The organism is Pseudomonas sp., assembly GCF_035512415.1.
Lineage (GTDB): Bacteria > Pseudomonadota > Gammaproteobacteria > Pseudomonadales > Pseudomonadaceae > Aquipseudomonas.
In genome coordinates this window covers 198,416-215,045 of record NZ_DATKDZ010000009.1, presented here as the reverse complement: position 1 = coordinate 215,045, position 16,630 = coordinate 198,416, and the positions used below count along the sequence as shown (strand labels likewise).

General features: G+C 61.7%; 17 protein-coding genes. 13 read left to right on the top strand and 4 right to left on the bottom strand.

Translation table 11 applies throughout. The annotated features are described in order from the left end of the window. From kdsA to ispD, 4 genes are all read left to right on the top strand, one after another. Complete coding sequence (gene kdsA, locus VMP31_RS04525; RefSeq protein ID WP_325504511.1) at positions 1-846, top strand: 3-deoxy-8-phosphooctulonate synthase; 846 nt, start codon at positions 1-3, stop codon at positions 844-846. A gap of 145 nt (positions 847-991) precedes the next feature. Further along, the gene (gene eno, locus VMP31_RS04520; protein WP_325504509.1) at positions 992-2,281 is read left to right on the top strand and encodes a phosphopyruvate hydratase; all 1,290 of its coding nucleotides are present in this window, start codon (positions 992-994) and stop codon (positions 2,279-2,281) included. A gap of 65 nt (positions 2,282-2,346) precedes the next feature. Then, complete coding sequence (gene ftsB, locus VMP31_RS04515; RefSeq protein ID WP_325504507.1) at positions 2,347-2,625, top strand: cell division protein FtsB; 279 nt, start codon at positions 2,347-2,349, stop codon at positions 2,623-2,625. Then, positions 2,622-3,326: a 2-C-methyl-D-erythritol 4-phosphate cytidylyltransferase gene (ispD, locus tag VMP31_RS04510; protein ID WP_325504505.1), complete on the top strand. Its 705-nt coding sequence runs from the start codon at positions 2,622-2,624 to the stop codon at positions 3,324-3,326. Before ftsB ends, ispD begins: the two co-directional genes overlap by 4 nt. Before the next feature lie 32 nt (positions 3,327-3,358). Here ispD and VMP31_RS04505 read toward each other — a convergent pair whose 3' ends face one another. Together VMP31_RS04505 and VMP31_RS04500 are read right to left on the bottom strand one after the other, a co-directional pair. Beyond that, positions 3,359-3,673 (bottom strand): HPF/RaiA family ribosome-associated protein, encoded by a 315-nt coding sequence (locus VMP31_RS04505; protein ID WP_325504503.1) that lies wholly within the window; start codon positions 3,671-3,673, stop codon positions 3,359-3,361. 61 nt (positions 3,674-3,734) lie between these two features. Next, complete coding sequence (locus VMP31_RS04500; RefSeq protein WP_325504501.1) at positions 3,735-4,664, bottom strand: LysR substrate-binding domain-containing protein; 930 nt, start codon at positions 4,662-4,664, stop codon at positions 3,735-3,737. A 166-nt stretch (positions 4,665-4,830) separates the two neighbouring features. On the opposite strand from VMP31_RS04500, the gene VMP31_RS04495 reads away from it, so the two are divergent. The 9 genes from VMP31_RS04495 to rpoS all read left to right on the top strand — a co-directional run bounded on the left by VMP31_RS04495 (position 4,831) and on the right by rpoS (position 12,857). Next, positions 4,831-5,943: an S-(hydroxymethyl)glutathione dehydrogenase/class III alcohol dehydrogenase gene (locus VMP31_RS04495; RefSeq protein WP_325504499.1), complete on the top strand. Its 1,113-nt coding sequence runs from the start codon at positions 4,831-4,833 to the stop codon at positions 5,941-5,943. Positions 5,944-5,984: 41 nt separating this feature from the next. Further along, complete coding sequence (gene fghA, locus VMP31_RS04490; RefSeq protein ID WP_325504497.1) at positions 5,985-6,833, top strand: S-formylglutathione hydrolase; 849 nt, start codon at positions 5,985-5,987, stop codon at positions 6,831-6,833. A 98-nt stretch (positions 6,834-6,931) separates the two neighbouring features. Further along, entirely contained in the window at positions 6,932-7,405 is a 474-nt protein-coding gene (gene ispF, locus VMP31_RS04485) for a 2-C-methyl-D-erythritol 2,4-cyclodiphosphate synthase (protein ID WP_325504495.1), read from the top strand. Continuing rightward, entirely contained in the window at positions 7,402-8,460 is a 1,059-nt protein-coding gene (gene truD / locus VMP31_RS04480; protein ID WP_325504493.1) for a tRNA pseudouridine(13) synthase TruD, read from the top strand. Before ispF ends, truD begins: the two co-directional genes overlap by 4 nt. Further along, positions 8,448-9,197 (top strand): 5'/3'-nucleotidase SurE, encoded by a 750-nt coding sequence (surE, locus tag VMP31_RS04475; protein ID WP_325504491.1) that lies wholly within the window; start codon positions 8,448-8,450, stop codon positions 9,195-9,197. The genes truD and surE overlap by 13 nt, the downstream gene beginning before the upstream one ends. A 38-nt stretch (positions 9,198-9,235) precedes the next feature. Further along, a complete protein-coding gene (locus VMP31_RS04470; RefSeq protein WP_325504763.1) occupies positions 9,236-9,871 on the top strand; it encodes a protein-L-isoaspartate(D-aspartate) O-methyltransferase in 636 nt (211 codons plus the stop codon). A gap of 23 nt (positions 9,872-9,894) precedes the next feature. Further along, entirely contained in the window at positions 9,895-10,833 is a 939-nt protein-coding gene (locus VMP31_RS04465; protein ID WP_325504489.1) for a DUF368 domain-containing protein, read from the top strand. Positions 10,834-10,890: 57 nt separating this feature from the next. Next, positions 10,891-11,745 carry a peptidoglycan DD-metalloendopeptidase family protein gene (locus VMP31_RS04460; RefSeq protein WP_325504487.1) on the top strand — a complete coding sequence of 285 codons (855 nt, stop codon included), beginning with the start codon at positions 10,891-10,893 and terminating at the stop codon, positions 11,743-11,745. Between the two features lie 101 nt (positions 11,746-11,846). Continuing rightward, on the top strand, positions 11,847-12,857 hold the full coding sequence (rpoS, locus tag VMP31_RS04455) for an RNA polymerase sigma factor RpoS (protein ID WP_325504485.1): 1,011 nt from the start codon (positions 11,847-11,849) through the stop codon (positions 12,855-12,857). Positions 12,858-13,533: 676 nt separating this feature from the next. Here the strand turns inward: rpoS and fdxA are convergent. Together fdxA and mutS are read right to left on the bottom strand one after the other, a co-directional pair. Then, positions 13,534-13,857 carry a ferredoxin FdxA gene (fdxA, locus tag VMP31_RS04450; protein WP_274086771.1) on the bottom strand — a complete coding sequence of 108 codons (324 nt, stop codon included), beginning with the start codon at positions 13,855-13,857 and terminating at the stop codon, positions 13,534-13,536. Between the two features lie 138 nt (positions 13,858-13,995). Then, positions 13,996-16,569 carry a DNA mismatch repair protein MutS gene (gene mutS, locus VMP31_RS04445; RefSeq protein WP_325504481.1) on the bottom strand — a complete coding sequence of 858 codons (2,574 nt, stop codon included), beginning with the start codon at positions 16,567-16,569 and terminating at the stop codon, positions 13,996-13,998. Between the last annotated feature and the right edge of the window lie 61 nt (positions 16,570-16,630).

The following is a 16,630-nucleotide window of genomic DNA, read 5'->3' as shown; positions in this document are numbered from 1 at the left end:
ATGACCCAGAAGATCATCAAGGTCGGCAACATCGAGATCGCCAACGACAAGCCCTTCGTGCTGTTCGGCGGGATCAATGTGATCGAGTCCCGCGACTTGGCCATGCGCGCCTGTGAAGAATATGTGCGGGTCACCGACAAGCTCGGCATCCCTTACGTGTTCAAGGCCAGCTTCGACAAGGCCAACCGTTCTTCGGTGACCTCCTTCCGCGGCCCGGGCCTGGAAGAGGGCATGAAGGTTTTTGAGGAAATCAAAAAAACCTTCGGCGTGCCAGTGATCACCGACGTGCATGAGCCGCATCAGGCGCAGCCTGTGGCGGACGTGTGCGACATCATCCAGTTGCCCGCCTTCCTCTCGCGGCAGACCGACCTGGTGGTGGCTATGGCCAAGACCGGCGCGGTGATCAATATCAAGAAAGCCCAGTTCCTCGCGCCCCAGGAGATGAAACATATCCTGGCCAAGTGTGTCGAAGCCGGTAACGATCAGTTGATCCTCTGCGAGCGTGGCAGCTCCTTCGGCTACAACAATCTGGTGGTGGACATGCTCGGCTTCGGCATCATGAAGCAGACCAACTACCCGGTATTCTTCGACGTGACCCACGCCCTGCAGATGCCGGGTGGTCGCGCCGATTCCGCTGGTGGCCGCCGCGCTCAGGTTACCGACCTGGCCAAAGCCGGCATGAGCCAGGGCCTGGCCGGGCTGTTCCTCGAAGCCCACCCGGACCCGGACAACGCCAAGTGCGACGGCCCCTGCGCCCTGCGCCTGGACAAGCTGGAGCCCTTCCTCACTCAGCTCAAACAGCTGGATGATCTGATCAAGAGTTTTGCGCCGATTGAGACTGCCTGAAACGGCAATTCTGCGGTAAAGTGCCTTTTGTATACAATCTGACTAAATAGTCGGTACATGTTGCGCGCCGGAGCAGCCTCCAGCGCGCAATGAGTGTGCAGCTCGGTACTACCCTTTTCGTCAACTTTTTGGAGTGCTACACGCAATGGCAAAGATCGTCGACATCAAAGGCCGTGAGGTTCTCGATTCCCGTGGTAACCCAACTGTGGAAGCCGATGTAATTCTCGAAGGCGGCATCATGGGTAGCGCCTGCGCGCCGTCCGGTGCCTCCACTGGTTCGCGTGAAGCGCTGGAATTGCGTGATGGCGACAAGAGCCGTTACCTGGGCAAGGGCGTGCTCAAAGCCGTGGCCAACATCAATGGTCCGATCCGCGACCTGCTGCTGGGCAAAGATGCCACCGACCAGAAAGCCCTCGACCTGGCGATGATTGCCCTCGACGGTACCGAGAACAAAGCCACCCTGGGTGCTAATGCCATTCTCGCTGTGTCCCTGGCCGCCGCCAAGGCTGCCGCTCAGGCCAAGGGCGTGCCGCTGTATGCGCATATCGCCGATCTGAATGGCACCCCGGGCGTTTACTCGATGCCGGTACCGATGATGAACATCATCAACGGCGGCGAGCACGCTGATAACAACGTCGATATCCAGGAGTTCATGGTCCAGCCGGTGGGCGCGAAGACTTTCGCCGACGCGCTGCGTATGGGCACCGAGATTTTCCACCACCTCAAAGCCGTGCTGAAGGCCCGTGGCCTGAGCACCTCCGTCGGTGACGAGGGCGGTTTCGCGCCGAACCTGGCCTCCAACGAAGACGCTCTGGCGGCCATCGCTGAAGCTGTGGCCAATGCCGGCTACACCCTGGGCGACGACGTCACCCTGGCCCTGGATTGCGCTTCCAGCGAGTTCTTCAAGGATGGCCAGTACGACCTGGCTGGCGAAGGCAAAGTCTTTGACGCCGCTGGTTTCGCCGACTACCTGGCCGGTCTGGCTGAGCGTTACCCGATCATCTCCATCGAAGACGGCATGGACGAGTCCGACTGGGCTGGCTGGAAAGTGCTGACCGACAAGATCGGCGACAAGGTGCAGCTGGTCGGTGACGACCTGTTTGTGACCAACACCAAGATCCTCAAGCGCGGCATCGACGAGTCGATCGGCAACTCGATCTTGATCAAGTTCAACCAGATCGGCACCCTGACCGAGACCCTGGAAGCCATCCAGATGGCCAAGGCCGCCGGTTACACCGCGGTGATCTCGCACCGCTCCGGTGAAACCGAAGACAGCACCATCGCCGATCTGGCTGTGGGTACTGCTGCTGGCCAGATCAAGACCGGCTCGCTGTGCCGCTCCGACCGCGTGTCGAAGTACAACCAGCTGCTGCGTATCGAAGAGCAGTTGGCCGGCAAGGCCGCATATCGTGGTCGCGCCGAGTTCCGTGGTTGAGCTCAATCGTGTTAAAAGAGGGGCGGCGCGAGTCGCCCCTTTTTCGTCCGGACGTTTTTCCTGTCATGCGTAGTCCTTATTGGTTGCTGCTTGTTCTGATTCTGCTGCTGGCTGGCCTGCAGTATCGCTTGTGGGTGGGCGATGGCAGCCTGGCCCAGGCCACCCAGTTGAAGCAGCAAATTGCCGAACAGCAGGGCGAGAACGAGCAGTTGCAGGAGCGTAATCGCATTCTCGAAGCGGAAGTGCTGGAGCTGAAAAGCGGCATGGAAACCGTCGAGGAGCGCGCCCGCCATGAGCTGGGCATGCTCAAAGAGGGCGAAACCCTCTATCAGCTGGCCGAATGAATACCCCCGAACTACCCCCTTTCTGGGCCTTGATCCCGGCCGCCGGCGTCGGCAGTCGGATGGCCGCCGACCGTCCCAAGCAATACCTGGAAGTGGCCGGCAAGACTATTATCGAACACAGCCTGGCGTGCTTTCTCGACCACCCGCAGTTGCGCGGGGTGGTGGTCAGCCTGGCGCTCAATGATCCCTATTGGCCGCATCTGGCCTGTGCCGCTGAGCCGCGTTTGCAGCGTGCCGAGGGTGGCCGCGAGCGCGCCGACTCGGTGCTTAACGGCCTGCTGCGGCTGAGTGAGCTGGGTGCGCGGGACGACGACTGGGTGCTGGTGCACGATGCCGCGCGGCCCAATCTGGCGCGTTCGGATCTGGACCTGCTGCTCGCGGAGCTGGCCGGTGATCCGGTCGGCGGTCTGCTCGCGGTGCCGGCGCGCGATACCCTCAAGCGTGCGGGGCCGGATGGCCGGGTGCGGGAAACCGTCGACCGGGCAACGATCTGGCAGGCTTACACGCCGCAGATGTTTCGTCTGGGGGAATTGCAGCGAGCGCTGGCGGATGCCTTGCTGGCGGGCGTGGCGATTACCGATGAGGCCTCGGCCATGGAGTGGGCGGGGCAAGCGCCGCGCCTGATCGAGGGGCGGGCGGATAACCTCAAGGTGACGCGCCCTGAAGATCTGCTGGGTCTGCGCCGCTTGTGGCGCGTTTAGCCGCCCGGGCCGGGCGGCTAAACCGCTAGTCGTCAGTGGATTCTGGTTTTACTGATATCGCGTTCCAGTACCGTGCTGAGTTTGTGCAGGGCCCCATCGATGGCCTTCTCCAGATGGTCGGCGTTGTGCGAAACCGAAATCGGATCGCGGCCTTTCTGCCGGGCCTCGATCAGGCAGCGTTTGTCCAGTGTGCCGCCCTTGTGGGCGTTCTCATCGCTCAGGTGCACCTCCACGCGGGTCAGGTGCTCCTCGAAGCGCTTGACCTTGTCCTCTACGCGCTTGCCGATGGTGGTCATAAAGTCGAGTGAGGCTTCGATATGGTTGTCGCTGTTGACCAGTACTTGCATGACGTTTCCCCTTGTGCGGACGGCGAATAAGAAGGGTTGAGCCCCCAGTCCTGGGACGTGTTCAGGGTGACGGTGTTCCTCGCGTGGCTGTGACATTCTGTTGCGGGCTGTACTCGTTGCGTTGCGCCAGACCCTGCTTGAGGCATTCGACCAGTTGGCGCACCTTGGGCGACAGGTGGCGTTGCTGCGGGTACAGCGCCCACACCGCGGTATTGGGCGGTTGCTGATTGTCCAGCAGGGACACCAGGGCACCGCTGCGCAAGTGCTCCAATACATAGTAGTCCGGTAGCTGGCACAGCCCAAGGCCGCGCAGGGCGGCATCCAGCACTGCCTGGCCACTGTTGCAGCGCCAGTTACCCTGCACCCGTTGGCTCGCTTCCTGGCCGTTGACCTGAAAGCTCCAGACCTCCGTGCTGCCGATCAGGCAGTTGTGTCGGCCCAGTTCTGAAAGCGAATGCGGGCGGCCGTAGCGCTGCAGGTATTCGGGGGCTGCGCACAGGTACATCTGCCGGGGTGCCAGGCGCGTGGCCACCAGGCGCGAGTCCTGCAGGCGGCCCAGGCGAATGGCCAGGTCGAGCCCTTCGTGCAGCAGGTCGAGGGTGCGATTACTCAGCTCGATATCCACCCGCAGCTGCGGATGGCGGGTCATGAATTCGGTCACCAGGGGCACGATAAAGCGTTCGCCATAGGCCACGGCGCAGGTCATGCGCAGCAGGCCCTTGGGCTCGCTGCCGAGGTCGCCGACCGCGCGCAGCGCTTCCTCGCGGGCATCCTGCAGACGCTGGCAATGTTGCAGAAAGGTCTGCCCGGCCTCGGTCAGTACCACCCGCCGGGTGCTGCGGTAGAAGAGGCGGGTCTGCAGGCGCTCCTCCAGACGAGCGATCTGCCGGCTGACGTGGGAGGACGACAGGCTCAGACGCTCGGCCGCAGCGCTGAACTGACCGCACTCGGCCACGGCAACGAATTCATCCAGACCTTCCCAGCGACTCATCATTCTGTTCCCTGTAGGAGCCAGCTGCCTGGCGATCGAAGAATTCTAAATCAGCCGGCGATTGATTATCCCTGTATGGCAATAATGTTTTGCCTTTTACTTGATTATCTATCTACAGGCACTGATCTACACTCTGCGCCACCGTTGAATCCGCTGGAGAGCGATCATGATCAAGTCCCGTGCTGCCGTAGCCTTTGCGCCCAATCAACCGCTGCAAATCGTCGAGGTGGATGTCGCGCCGCCCAAGGCCGGCGAAGTGCTGGTGCGCATCGTCGCCACCGGCGTGTGCCACACCGACGCTTACACCCTCTCCGGCGAGGACAGCGAAGGCGTGTTCCCCTGCATTCTCGGCCACGAAGGCGGCGGCATCGTCGAGGCCATCGGCGAGGGCGTGACCTCCCTGGCCGTCGGCGACCATGTGATCCCGCTGTATACCGCCGAATGCCGTACCTGCAAGTTCTGCACCTCGGGCAAGACCAACCTGTGCCAGGCGGTGCGTGCCACCCAGGGCAAGGGCCTGATGCCGGATGGCACCACGCGCTTCAGCTACCAGGGCAAGCCGATCTATCACTATATGGGCTGCTCGACCTTCTCCGAGTACACCGTGCTGCCGGAAATTTCCCTGGCCAAGATTCCCAAGGAAGCGCCGCTGGAGAAGGTCTGCCTGCTCGGCTGTGGCGTCACCACCGGCATCGGTGCGGTGCTTAATACCGCCAAGGTGGAAGAGGGCGCGACCGTGGCCATCTTCGGTCTGGGTGGTATTGGTCTGGCGGCGATCATCGGCGCGAAGATGGCCAAGGCCTCGCGCATCATCGCAGTCGATATCAACCCGTCCAAGTTCGATATCGCCCGTGAGCTGGGTGCCACCGACTTTATCAATCCCAAGGAGTTCGCCAAGCCGGTCCAGGAGGTCATAGTCGAGATGACCGATGGCGGCGTGGATTACAGCTTCGAGTGTGTGGGCAATGTGCAGCTGATGCGTGCGGCGCTGGAGTGCTGCCACAAGGGCTGGGGCGAGTCGACCATCATCGGTGTGGCCGGTGCCGGTCAGGAAATCAGCACCCGGCCGTTCCAGCTGGTCACCGGGCGGGTCTGGCGCGGCAGCGCCTTCGGTGGCGTCAAGGGCCGTACCGAATTGCCAAGCTATGTGGAGAAGGCGCAAAAGGGCGAAATCCCTCTGGACACCTTTATCACCCACAACATGCCGCTGGACGATATCAACCAGGCGTTCGAGCTGATGCACGAAGGCAAGAGCATCCGTACCGTCATTCACTTCTAATACACAGTTGCGGTGCGCGTAGCGCACCCTACGGGGACGTCATGACTCTGGAGAATATTTCCTGCCAGAAAAGCTTTGGCGGCTGGCATAAGCGTTATCGGCATCGCTCCCAGGTACTGGGCTGCGATATGCAGTTTGCCGTGTACCTGCCGCCGCAGGCCGAGCAGGGCGCGAAGCTGCCGGTGCTGTACTGGCTGAGCGGCCTGACCTGCACCGACGAGAACTTTATGCAGAAGGCCGGCGCGCACAAGCTGGCGGCCGAACTGGGGCTGATCATCGTCGCGCCGGACACCAGTCCGCGCGGTGGCGATGTGCCGGATGATCCGGACAAGGCTTGGGACTTTGGTCTGGGTGCCGGCTTTTACCTCAATGCCACCCAGCAGCCCTGGGCGCGCAACTACCGCATGTACGACTATGTGGTGCAGGAGTTGCCGGCCCTGGTCGAGGCGAATTTTCCGGTGTCCGATAAACGCGGTATCAGCGGTCACTCCATGGGTGGTCATGGCGCGCTGGTCTGCGCCTTGCGCAACCCGGGGCGTTATCAGTCGCTGTCGGCCTTCGCGCCGATCAGCAACCCGATGAACTGCCCCTGGGGCGAGAAGGCCTTTTCCCGCTACCTGGGCGAGGAGCGTTCGCGCTGGCGTGAGTGGGATGCCTGTGCCTTGCTCGCCGAGGCCACGGAGAAGCTGCCGATTTTGATCGACCAGGGCGATCGCGATGATTTTCTCGAGACTCAGCTAAAACCCGAGGCGCTGAAGAACGCCGCCCAGGCGGCAGGCCATCCGCTGACGCTGCGCCTGCAACCGGGCTACGACCATAGCTACTACTTTATCGCCAGCTTTATCGATGACCACCTGCGTCATCATGCGGCGGCATTGCACCATGCGTAGCCCGGATGAAATCCGGGAAATTGGTCTCCCGGATTTCATCCGGGCTGCCGGTCAAAACGGTTAGAATCACGCCCTGACTTTTCAGGGCGTTGTTTTTTATGCGTATTGGCCACGGCTATGATGTGCACCGCTTTACCGAGGGCTCCTTTATTACCTTGGGCGGCGTGCAAATCCCTCACACGTTCGGCCTGCTGGCCCACTCCGATGGCGACGTGCTGCTGCACGCACTCGCCGATGCTTTGCTCGGCGCGGCGGCCCTGGGCGATATCGGCAAGCACTTCCCGGATACCGACCCGACCTTCAAGGGCGCGGACAGTCGCGTGCTGCTGCGTCATGTGCTCGGCCTGGTTCAGGCCAAGGGCTGGCGGGTGGGCAATGTCGACGCCACCATAGTCGCCCAGGCCCCGAAGATGGCCCCGCATATCGACACCATGCGCGCGCTGATTGCCGAAGACCTGCAGGTGAGCCTGGATCAGGTCAACGTCAAGGCCACCACCACCGAGAAACTCGGCTTTACCGGCCGTGAAGAAGGCATCGCTGTGCATGCCGTGGCACTGCTGGTGGCGCAATGAACGAACTGCAACTGCTGGGCCCGCGTGCCCATGGCGCACCCTGTGGCACTGCGGTGCTCAAGGCTGTGGCGGAAGATTTCCAGGTCGACGAGGTGCTGGATATCCCCCTGGCCGGTGAGGGCGAGCACCTCTGGCTGTGGGTGGAAAAGCGTGAGCTGAACACCGAGGAGGCCGCCAAACGCATCGCCCGCGCCGCCGGCGTGCCGTTGCGGATGATCAGTTATGCCGGGCTCAAGGACCGTCAGGCCCTGACCCGGCAGTGGTTCAGCCTGCACCTGCCGGGCAAGGTCGATCCTGACCTGAGCGCCGCCGAAGATGCCAGCCTGAGTATCCTCAAGCAGCTGCGCCATAGTCGTAAACTGCAGCGCGGTGCCCATGCCGCCAACGGCTTTACCCTGCGTCTGACCCAGCTGGCCGCGGATCGCGAGGCGCTGGATGCACGCCTCAAGCAAATCGCCGCCCAGGGCATTCCCAACTATTACGGTTTGCAGCGCTTCGGTCATGAAGGCGGCAATGTCGCCCATGCCCGGCATTTCGCCGCGAACAAGAGCCTGCCGGACAAGCGCAATGTGCGTTCTCGGGTGCTTTCTGCGGCGCGCAGTTACCTGTTTAACCAGGTGTTGGCCGCGCGGGTCGCGGCAGGCAACTGGAATCAGGCGCTGCCGGGCGACCTGCTGGCCTTTACCGACAGCCGCAGTTTTTTCCCGGCCGGCGAGGCCGAATGCAGCGATCCGCGTCTGGCCATTCTCGACCTGCATCCCACCGGGCCGCTATGGGGCGCGGGGGTGTCCACGGCCGCCGGGGTGGCCCAGCAGCTGGAGCAACAGGGGGCCGAGAATGAGCCTGCCCTGGTCGATTGGTTGGCAGAAGCGGGCATGACGCACGAACGGCGCATCCTGCGCCTCCCCATCGGCGGCCTGTCGTGGCATTATCCCGAGTCTGACATTCTGCAACTGGAATTCGTCCTGCCGGCTGGATGCTTCGCCACCGTATTGGTGCGGGAGCTCGTCGATCTGTTGCCGGCAGGGCAGACGGACAACCCATGCGTATTCTGATTTCTAATGATGACGGCGTGGCCGCCCCCGGCCTTGCTGCACTCTATGCTGCGCTCGCCGACTATGCCGAGTGTGCGGTGATTGCCCCGGACCAGGACAAGAGCGGTGCCAGCAGTTCGCTGACCCTTGATCGTCCGCTGCACCCCTGCACCTTGCCCAATGGTTTTATCAGCCTCAACGGCACGCCCACCGATTGTGTGCACCTAGGCCTGAACGGATTGCTACCCCAGGTGGCCGATCTGGTGGTGGCGGGGATCAATCTTGGGGCCAATCTGGGCGATGACGTGCTCTATTCCGGCACCGTGGCCGCGGCCCTTGAAGGGCGTTTTCTGGCGCGTCCAGCGTTCGCCTTCTCGCTGCTTTCGCGTCTGCCGGACAACCTGCCGACCGCCGCCTATTTCGCCCGCAAGCTGGTCGAAGCTCACGAGCAGCTCGACCTGCCGCCGCGTACCGTGCTCAACGTCAATATTCCCAACCTGCCGCTGGAGCATATCCGCGGTATCCAGCTGACCCGTCTGGGCCATCGCGCCCGAGCGGCCGCGCCGGTCAAGGTGGTCAACCCGCGTGGCAAAGAGGGTTACTGGATCTCGGTGGCCGGGGATGCCGAAGACGGCGGCCCGGGCACGGACTTCCACGCGGTGATGCAGGGCTATGTGTCGGTCACGCCCCTGCAGCTCGATCGCACCTATCAGGATGGCCTTAACAGCCTGCAACCTTGGCTGGAGGGTCTGCTGTGATCAGGCGTGAGCAGGACGATTTGCACCGTGGCATCGGCATGACCTCGCAGCGCACCCGCGAGCGCCTGATCCAGCGCCTTTATGAGGAGGGCCTGTCCAATGCCCAGGTGCTGGAAACCATTCGCCGCACGCCGCGTCATCTGTTTGTCGATGAGGCCCTGGCCCATCGCGCCTATGAAGACACCGCACTGCCGATTGGCAACAACCAGACCATCTCGCAGCCCTATATGGTCGCGCGCATGAGCGAGCTGCTGCTGGCAGCAGGGCCGCTGGACAAGGTGCTGGAGATCGGCACCGGCTCGGGCTACCAGACCGCGATTCTCGCCCAGCTGGTCGAGCGGGTGTTCAGCGTCGAGCGTATCCAAAGCCTGCAGGACAAGGCCAAGGAGCGTCTGGTCCAACTCAACCTGCGCAATGTGGTGTTTCGCTGGGGCGATGGCTGGGAAGGCTGGAACGCCCTGGGCCCGTACAACGGGATTATCGTCACGGCGGCGGCGGCAAATGTGCCCCAGGCATTGCTGGATCAGTTGGCTCCAGGTGGACGCCTGGTGATCCCGGTCGGTGCGGGTGATGTGCAGGAGCTGCTGCTGATCGTGCGCGAAGAGCATGGCTTCTCGCGTCATGTGCTGGATGCGGTGCGTTTTGTGCCCTTGCTCAACGGGCCTCTGGCCTGATTCGATTGTTTACGGATGAACCCATGAAGAAGTATTTCCTGCTCTACGCCAAAGGCATCGCCATGGGCGCGGCCGATGTGGTGCCCGGTGTATCCGGCGGCACCGTCGCCTTTATTACCGGCATCTACGATGAGCTGCTGCGCTCCATCGCCAGTATTCCTGCCGCCACCATAATGCTGTTGCGCGGGCGTGTGCGCGATGCCTGGCAAGCGGCCAATGCCACCTTTCTGCTGATTCTGCTGCTGGGCATCATGACCAGCGTGCTGAGCCTGGCCCGGCTGATTACCTACCTGTTGGCCGAGCACCCCATACCGGTGTGGTCGTTCTTCTTCGGCCTGATTCTGGTGTCTGCGCACCTGGTGGCACGGGAGATCCAGCGCTGGAACTGGAGCCGGGTGCTGAGCTTCGTTCTCGGGGGCGGCTTTGCCTACTGGATTACCGTGGCCTCGCCGGTGCAGTTGGGCAGCGATCCGTTCAGCCTGTTTATCGCCGGTGCCATCGCCATCTGCGCAATGATCCTGCCGGGGATATCCGGCAGCTTTATTCTAGTGCTGCTGGGCCTCTACTCGGTGGTGTTGGGGGCGGTGAAAAGCCTGGATATGGCGCTGCTGGCGGTGTTTGCCGCGGGCTGTCTGGTCGGCCTGATCTGTTTTGCCAGCCTGCTGCGCTGGTTGCTGGTGCGCTGGCGCGACCTGAGCCTGGCCTTTCTCACCGGCCTGATGCTGGGCTCGTTGAACAAGATCTGGCCATGGAAGGAAACCCTGACCTGGCGTACCGATCGGCATGGCGAGCAGCTGCCGTTGCTGCAGAGCAATCTGTTGCCGGAGCGCTTTGCCGAAATCAGCGGCCAGGACCCGCAGTTGCTGCTGGCCATTGCCCTGGCCGTCGGTGGTGTATTGCTGGTGCTGAGCCTGGAGTGGGTGGCTGGACGTAATCAGCAAAGCAGTGGTCGCGACGAATAATTGCGGCACAATACGCGCCAGTCATTAAGACGCCAGTAGCCGGTAAGGGAGACGCGGGTGAGTTTCACAGCCATTCAGTTGCGAATTAGCTACAGCGGCATCCGATGCCTGCTGGCTGGCCTGGTGCTGGGCGTGTTGCTCAGCGCTTGCGCCAGTCCGCCGCCGGGTGGGGTGCAGGTGCTCGATCGGAACAACCGCGCCGTCGCCCAGCGCCAGCCTGTGACCCAGGGGCAATATCGGGTGCAGCGTGGCGACACGCTCTACTCCATCGCCTTTCGTTTCGGTTGGGACTGGAAAGCCCTGGCCGCCCGCAATGGCATTGCCGCGCCTTACCTGATCCGGGTCGGCCAGGTGATTCGCTTCGACGGCCAGCCTGGCAGTCGCGCACCGGTGGTTGCTTCGGCACCGGTTGCCACTCCGGTACCCGTACGCCCGCCAATTACCTCCACCCCGGCCCCGCCAGCGCGTGCGCCGGCCACCGCCCAGCAGCCGCCCAAGGTTGTGCAGGCGACCACGCCGATACAACCGGTACAGCGCTCCGCAGGGGGCTGGGCCTGGCCGACGAACGGTGCGGTCATCGGTCGTTTCTCCTCAAACGGTAGTTTGAATAAAGGAATTGATATCGCCGGAGAATTGGGCCAGCCTGTTTCTGCTGCGTCTGATGGTTCAGTGGTCTACGCCGGGAGTGGTTTACGGGGCTACGGCGAATTAGTGATCATCAAGCATAGCGATACCTACGTGAGCGCCTACGGACACAACCGTAGGCTGTTGGTGCAGGAGGGGCAAAAGGTCAAGGCCGGGCAGACAATTGCCGAGATGGGTTCCACAGGAACCGACCGGGTGAAGCTTCATTTCGAGATTCGCCGCCAGGGTAAGCCTGTAGATCCACTGCAATACCTGCCGCGTCGTTGATCTTCGCCAGCCTGTCCATTGCGTGGGAGGGACAGGCTCGGGTGCGGCCAGGGATCGGGTAGCGTCGAGCTTGCTGTCGAACTCAGCAAGGAATAACAAAAATGGCTCTCAAAAAAAAAGAAGCGCCGGAGTTTGACGTCGATGATGAGGTGCTCCTGATGGAGCCTGCTATTGTCCTTGACGATGATTCTAATGATGAGACACAAGCGACACCTGCACGCGGCAAAGCGAAAGCATCCACAGCTAGTAGCAAGCAACACAAATACATCGATTACACCCGGGCGCTAGACGCCACTCAGCTGTATCTCAACGAAATCGGTTTTTCCCCCCTGCTGACTCCTGAAGAGGAAGTGTTCTTCGCGCGCCTGGCGCAGAAGGGCGATCCGGCTGGGCGCAAGCGCATGATCGAAAGCAACCTGCGCCTGGTGGTGAAAATCGCTCGCCGTTACGTCAATCGGGGCTTGTCCCTGCTGGACCTGATCGAAGAAGGCAACCTCGGGCTGATTCGCGCGGTGGAGAAATTCGATCCCGAGCGCGGTTTCCGTTTCTCGACCTACGCCACCTGGTGGATCCGCCAGACCATTGAACGGGCGATCATGAATCAGACCCGTACCATTCGCTTACCCATTCATGTGGTCAAAGAGCTCAACGTCTACCTGCGTGCTGCTCGCGAATTGACCCAGAAGCTCGACCATGAGCCTTCGGCAGAAGAAATTGCCAACCTGCTGGAAAAACCGGTGGGTGAAGTCAAACGCATGCTCGGCCTGAATGAGCGTGTTTCCTCGGTGGATGTCTCACTGGGCCAGGACTCGGATAAAACCCTGCTCGATACCCTCACCGATGATCGGCCTACCGATCCTTGCGAGTTGCTGCAGGATGATGACCTGTCGCAGAGCATCGATCAGTGGCTGTCTGAGTTGACCGACAAGCAGCGTGAGGTGGTGATTCGCCGCTTCGGCCTGCGCGGCCACGAAAGCTGCACCCTGGAGGAGGTCGGCCAGGAAATCGGCCTGACCCGCGAACGGGTGCGGCAGATCCAGGTTGAAGCGCTTAAGCGTCTGCGCGAGATTCTGGAAAAGAACGGCCTTTCAAGCGACTCGTTGTTCCAGTAACCGCTGGATTCAACACCCGAACCCGGCCTAGGCCGGGTTTTTTATGCGCGCTTATGTAAGTCGTTGCTTACACGGTGTGTAAGTGATTGGTGGAAAGATAGGCCAGACAACGGCTTTTAGATGCTGGAGATAGCTTATAAATTATTGATTTATAAGTATTTGATTTTTATATGCGACTTTTATGTCGTGCTTGTCTGGCGTTTCCCCTGGCTTGTGATGACCGTGGAAGTGACTAGTATTGCAACTGTGCTTAGGGACAAGCGCAGGCTGTCAGGGAGATGGTCAGGAACCTCGCAAGATGCGATTCATCAGGATGATGAGTTGGGAAATAGATGGAATAGGGACAAAAGGGTGGGCGGCGCAAGCCGCCCCTTTTTTTGTCTGCGTTTTGTGGCCGCCATCCCTGGCGGCCACCCTGCGGGCCGTCGCTGCGCGACGTCAATAATTGCTCCCGGCAATTCTTTGTGTTCGCCATCCCTGGCGGTCACCCTGCGGGCCGTCGCTGCGCGACGTCAATAATTGCTCCCGGCAATTTTTTGTGGCCGCCATCCCTGGCGACCACCCTGCGGGCCGTCGCTGCGCGACGTCAAAAATTGTTCCAGACAATTTTTTGTCTGCAGAAAAGTAAAAACCCGCACAAGGCGGGTTTTTAGTCTGCAGTCCGGTGAGCCTGGTACTAGCGCTCCAGATACTGCAGTTTGTCCTTCACGCCATCCCACTCTTCGGCGTCAGGCAGGGACTCTTTCTTCTCGGTGATATTCGGCCAGATTTCCGCCAGGTCGGCATTGAGCTCGATATATTCCTGCTGATCTTCCGGCACTTCGTCTTCGGAGAAGATGGCCTGTGCTGGGCACTCAGGCTCGCAGAGTGCGCAGTCGATGCACTCGTCCGGGTGGATCACCAGGAAGTTCGGGCCTTCGTAGAAGCAGTCCACCGGGCAGACTTCCACGCAGTCGGTGTATTTGCATTTCACGCAGTTGTCGGTAACAACGAAGGTCATTTCTGATTCTCTCCTCGGGCGCCAGCCTGCACCGTTCTATGCGGGCTTTAGCAGGCTGGGGGTAGGGGCCACGGCTCAGGCTTTAAGTCGGGCAATGGTAAAAATGCGCGCGATTCTAACAGTTCACGCGGGTAAACGTTAGAAGCGTGTCTTCCATGTATATAACAGTTCCAGCGCTTTGCGCGGAGTCAGATCATCCGGGTTGATCTTGCGTAATTCCTCCTGCAGTGGGTGCGGCAGGCTGGCGAACATGTCGCTCTGCATCGGTGCGGCCGTCTGCCCAGGCTGTACCGGCGGTAGTTCGTGGGGCAGGCTGGTGGTTTCCAGGCGCGCCAGATGCTCGCGGGCGCGCAGGATCACCTCGTTCGGCACGCCTGCCAATTGCGCTACAGCCAAACCATAGCTCTGACTGGCCGGGCCGGGCAGCACGTGGTGGAGGAACACGATGCGTTCATTGTGCTCGGTGGCGTTGAGATGCACGTTGGCCACGAGTGGCTGGCTTTCCGGCAGCACGGTCAGCTCGAAGTAGTGAGTGGCGAACAGGGTGTAGGCACGCAGCTTGGCCAGCTGTTCGGCGGCGGCCCAGGCCAGCGACAGGCCGTCGAAGGTGCTGGTGCCGCGGCCCACTTCGTCCATCAGCACCAGGCTGCGCTCGCTGGCGTTGTGCAGGATATTGGCGGTTTCGCTCATCTCCACCATAAAGGTCGAGCGACCACCGGCAAGGTCATCGCTCGAGCCGATACGGGTAAAGATGCGGTCGACCAGGGACAGCTCGCAGCTTTTCGCCGGTACGAAACTGCCGATATGCGCCAGCAGCACGATCAAGGCGGTCTGGCGCATATAGGTGGATTTACCGCCCATGTTCGGCCCGGTGATGATCAGCATGCGGGTGTCATCGTCCAGGCTCAGGTCGTTGGCCACAAACGGCGTGGTCAGCACCTGCTCGACCACCGGGTGGCGGCCCTGGTCGATACGCATGCAGGGCTCGTCGACAAAGCGTGGGCGATTGAGGTCCAGGTTCAGCGCGCGCTCGGCCAGGTTGCTCAGTACGTCCAGTTCGGCCAGGGCCGCGGCGCTGTCCTGCAGCGGGCCGAGGTGGCTGATCAGGCGCTCCAGCAACTCGTCATAGAGCATCTTCTCCCGGGCCAGGGCGCGGCTCTTGGCCGACAGCGCCTTGTCTTCGAACTCCTTGAGCTCGGGGGTGATAAAGCGCTCCGCACCTTTGAGGGTCTGCCGGCGGATATAGTCGGCCGGAGCCGACTCGGCCTGCTTGCTCGGCAGCTCGATAAAGTAGCCGTGCACGCGGTTGTAGCCGACCTTGAGGTTGGCCAGGCCGGTGCGGGCTTTTTCCCGCACTTCTAAATCCATCAGATACTGGCCGGCGTTTTCGCTGAGCGATTGCAGCTCGTCCAGCTCGGCGTCGTAACCGGTCTTGAGCACGCCGCCGTCGCGGATCACCGCCGGCGGGTTATCGATAATCGCCCGGGCCAGCAGCTCGGCCAGTTCCGGGTAGGTGCTGACTATGCCCGCCAGGTCGGCCAGGTGCGACGCTTCCAGATTGGTCATGGCCATCTGCAGCGTGGGCAGGGCGGCCAGGGCGTCGCGTAGGCGCGCTAGGTCGCGCGGGCGCGCATTGCGCAGGCCGATCCGCGCGAGAATGCGCTCCAGATCGCCGATTTCCTTGAGCTGCGGCTGCAGGGTTTCGAAGCGGTAGCGCTCCAGCAGGCAGGCAATCGACTCCTGACGTGCCTCCAGAATGGCTTGGTCACGCAGAGGACGGTTTAGCCAGCGGCTGAGCAGGCGGCTGCCCATGGCGGTCTGGCAACGGTCGACCACCGATTGCAGGGTATTGTCGCGCCCGCCGGCCAGGTTGATGTCCAGCTCCAGATTGCGTCGGCTGGCACCGTCGAGAATCACCGTGTCGTCCAGGCGTTCGTGGCGCAGGCTGCGCAGGTGCGGCAGGGCAGTACGCTGGGTTTCCTTGGCGTAAGCCAGCAGGCAGCCGGCAGCGCCGATGGCCAGGGTCAGGTTTTCGCAGCCGAAGCCCTTGAGGTCCTGGGTGGCAAACTGCTGACACAGGCTTTTGTGCGCGGTGTCGCGTTCGAAGTCCCAGGGCGCGCGGCGGCGTGTGCCGCGACGTTTTTCAGCGGGCAAGCCCTGCGGCCAGTCATCGGGAATCAGCAGTTCAACCGGATTGAGGCGCTCAAGCTCGGCCAGCAGGTTTTCCCAGCCGTTGATCTCCAGCACGCTGAAGCGGCCGCTGGTGATATCCAGCACGGCCAGGCCAAATAGGCGCTCATCGCCCAGTACCGCGGCCAGCAGGTTGTCGCGGCGCTCGTCGAGCAGCGCCTCGTCGCTGACGGTGCCGGGGGTGATGATACGCACCACCTGGCGTTCCACCGGTCCTTTGCTAGTCGCCGGGTCGCCGATCTGCTCGCAGATCACCACCGACTCGCCGAGCTTGACCAGCTTGACCAGGTAGCCCTCCAGCGAGTGATAGGGAATCCCGCACATGGGGATGGCCTGGCCGGCGGATTGGCCGCGGGCGGTGAGGGTGATATCCAGCAGCTTGGCGGCCTTTTTCGCGTCCTCGTAGAAGATCTCGTAGAAGTCGCCCATGCGGTAAAACATCAGCTGTTCCGGGTGCTGATTTTTCAGCTTCCAGTACTGCTGCATCATCGGCGTGTGAGAACTGAGGTCGCTTTGGCTCATCGTTTTAACTGTCCGGCTGAATCGCAAAAGCGCCTAGTGTACGGTATCGGCCTAGCTGGCT

Excerpts from the sequence above, each read along its gene's own strand:
- kdsA (WP_325504511.1), top strand. The coding sequence starts at position 1 with ATGACCCAGAAGATCATCAAGGTCGGCAACATCGAGATCGCCAACGAC.
- eno (WP_325504509.1), top strand. The coding sequence starts at position 992 with ATGGCAAAGATCGTCGACATCAAAGGCCGTGAGGTTCTCGATTCCCGT.
- ftsB (WP_325504507.1), top strand. The coding sequence starts at position 2,347 with ATGCGTAGTCCTTATTGGTTGCTGCTTGTTCTGATTCTGCTGCTGGCT.
- ispD (WP_325504505.1), top strand. The coding sequence starts at position 2,622 with ATGAATACCCCCGAACTACCCCCTTTCTGGGCCTTGATCCCGGCCGCC.
- VMP31_RS04505 (WP_325504503.1), bottom strand. The coding sequence starts at position 3,673 with ATGCAAGTACTGGTCAACAGCGACAACCATATCGAAGCCTCACTCGAC.
- VMP31_RS04500 (WP_325504501.1), bottom strand. The coding sequence starts at position 4,664 with ATGAGTCGCTGGGAAGGTCTGGATGAATTCGTTGCCGTGGCCGAGTGC.
- VMP31_RS04495 (WP_325504499.1), top strand. The coding sequence starts at position 4,831 with ATGATCAAGTCCCGTGCTGCCGTAGCCTTTGCGCCCAATCAACCGCTG.
- fghA (WP_325504497.1), top strand. The coding sequence starts at position 5,985 with ATGACTCTGGAGAATATTTCCTGCCAGAAAAGCTTTGGCGGCTGGCAT.
- ispF (WP_325504495.1), top strand. The coding sequence starts at position 6,932 with ATGCGTATTGGCCACGGCTATGATGTGCACCGCTTTACCGAGGGCTCC.
- truD (WP_325504493.1), top strand. The coding sequence starts at position 7,402 with ATGAACGAACTGCAACTGCTGGGCCCGCGTGCCCATGGCGCACCCTGT.
- surE (WP_325504491.1), top strand. The coding sequence starts at position 8,448 with ATGCGTATTCTGATTTCTAATGATGACGGCGTGGCCGCCCCCGGCCTT.
- VMP31_RS04470 (WP_325504763.1), top strand. The coding sequence starts at position 9,236 with ATGACCTCGCAGCGCACCCGCGAGCGCCTGATCCAGCGCCTTTATGAG.
- VMP31_RS04465 (WP_325504489.1), top strand. The coding sequence starts at position 9,895 with ATGAAGAAGTATTTCCTGCTCTACGCCAAAGGCATCGCCATGGGCGCG.
- rpoS (WP_325504485.1), top strand. The coding sequence starts at position 11,847 with ATGGCTCTCAAAAAAAAAGAAGCGCCGGAGTTTGACGTCGATGATGAG.
- fdxA (WP_274086771.1), bottom strand. The coding sequence starts at position 13,857 with ATGACCTTCGTTGTTACCGACAACTGCGTGAAATGCAAATACACCGAC.
- mutS (WP_325504481.1), bottom strand. The coding sequence starts at position 16,569 with ATGAGCCAAAGCGACCTCAGTTCTCACACGCCGATGATGCAGCAGTAC.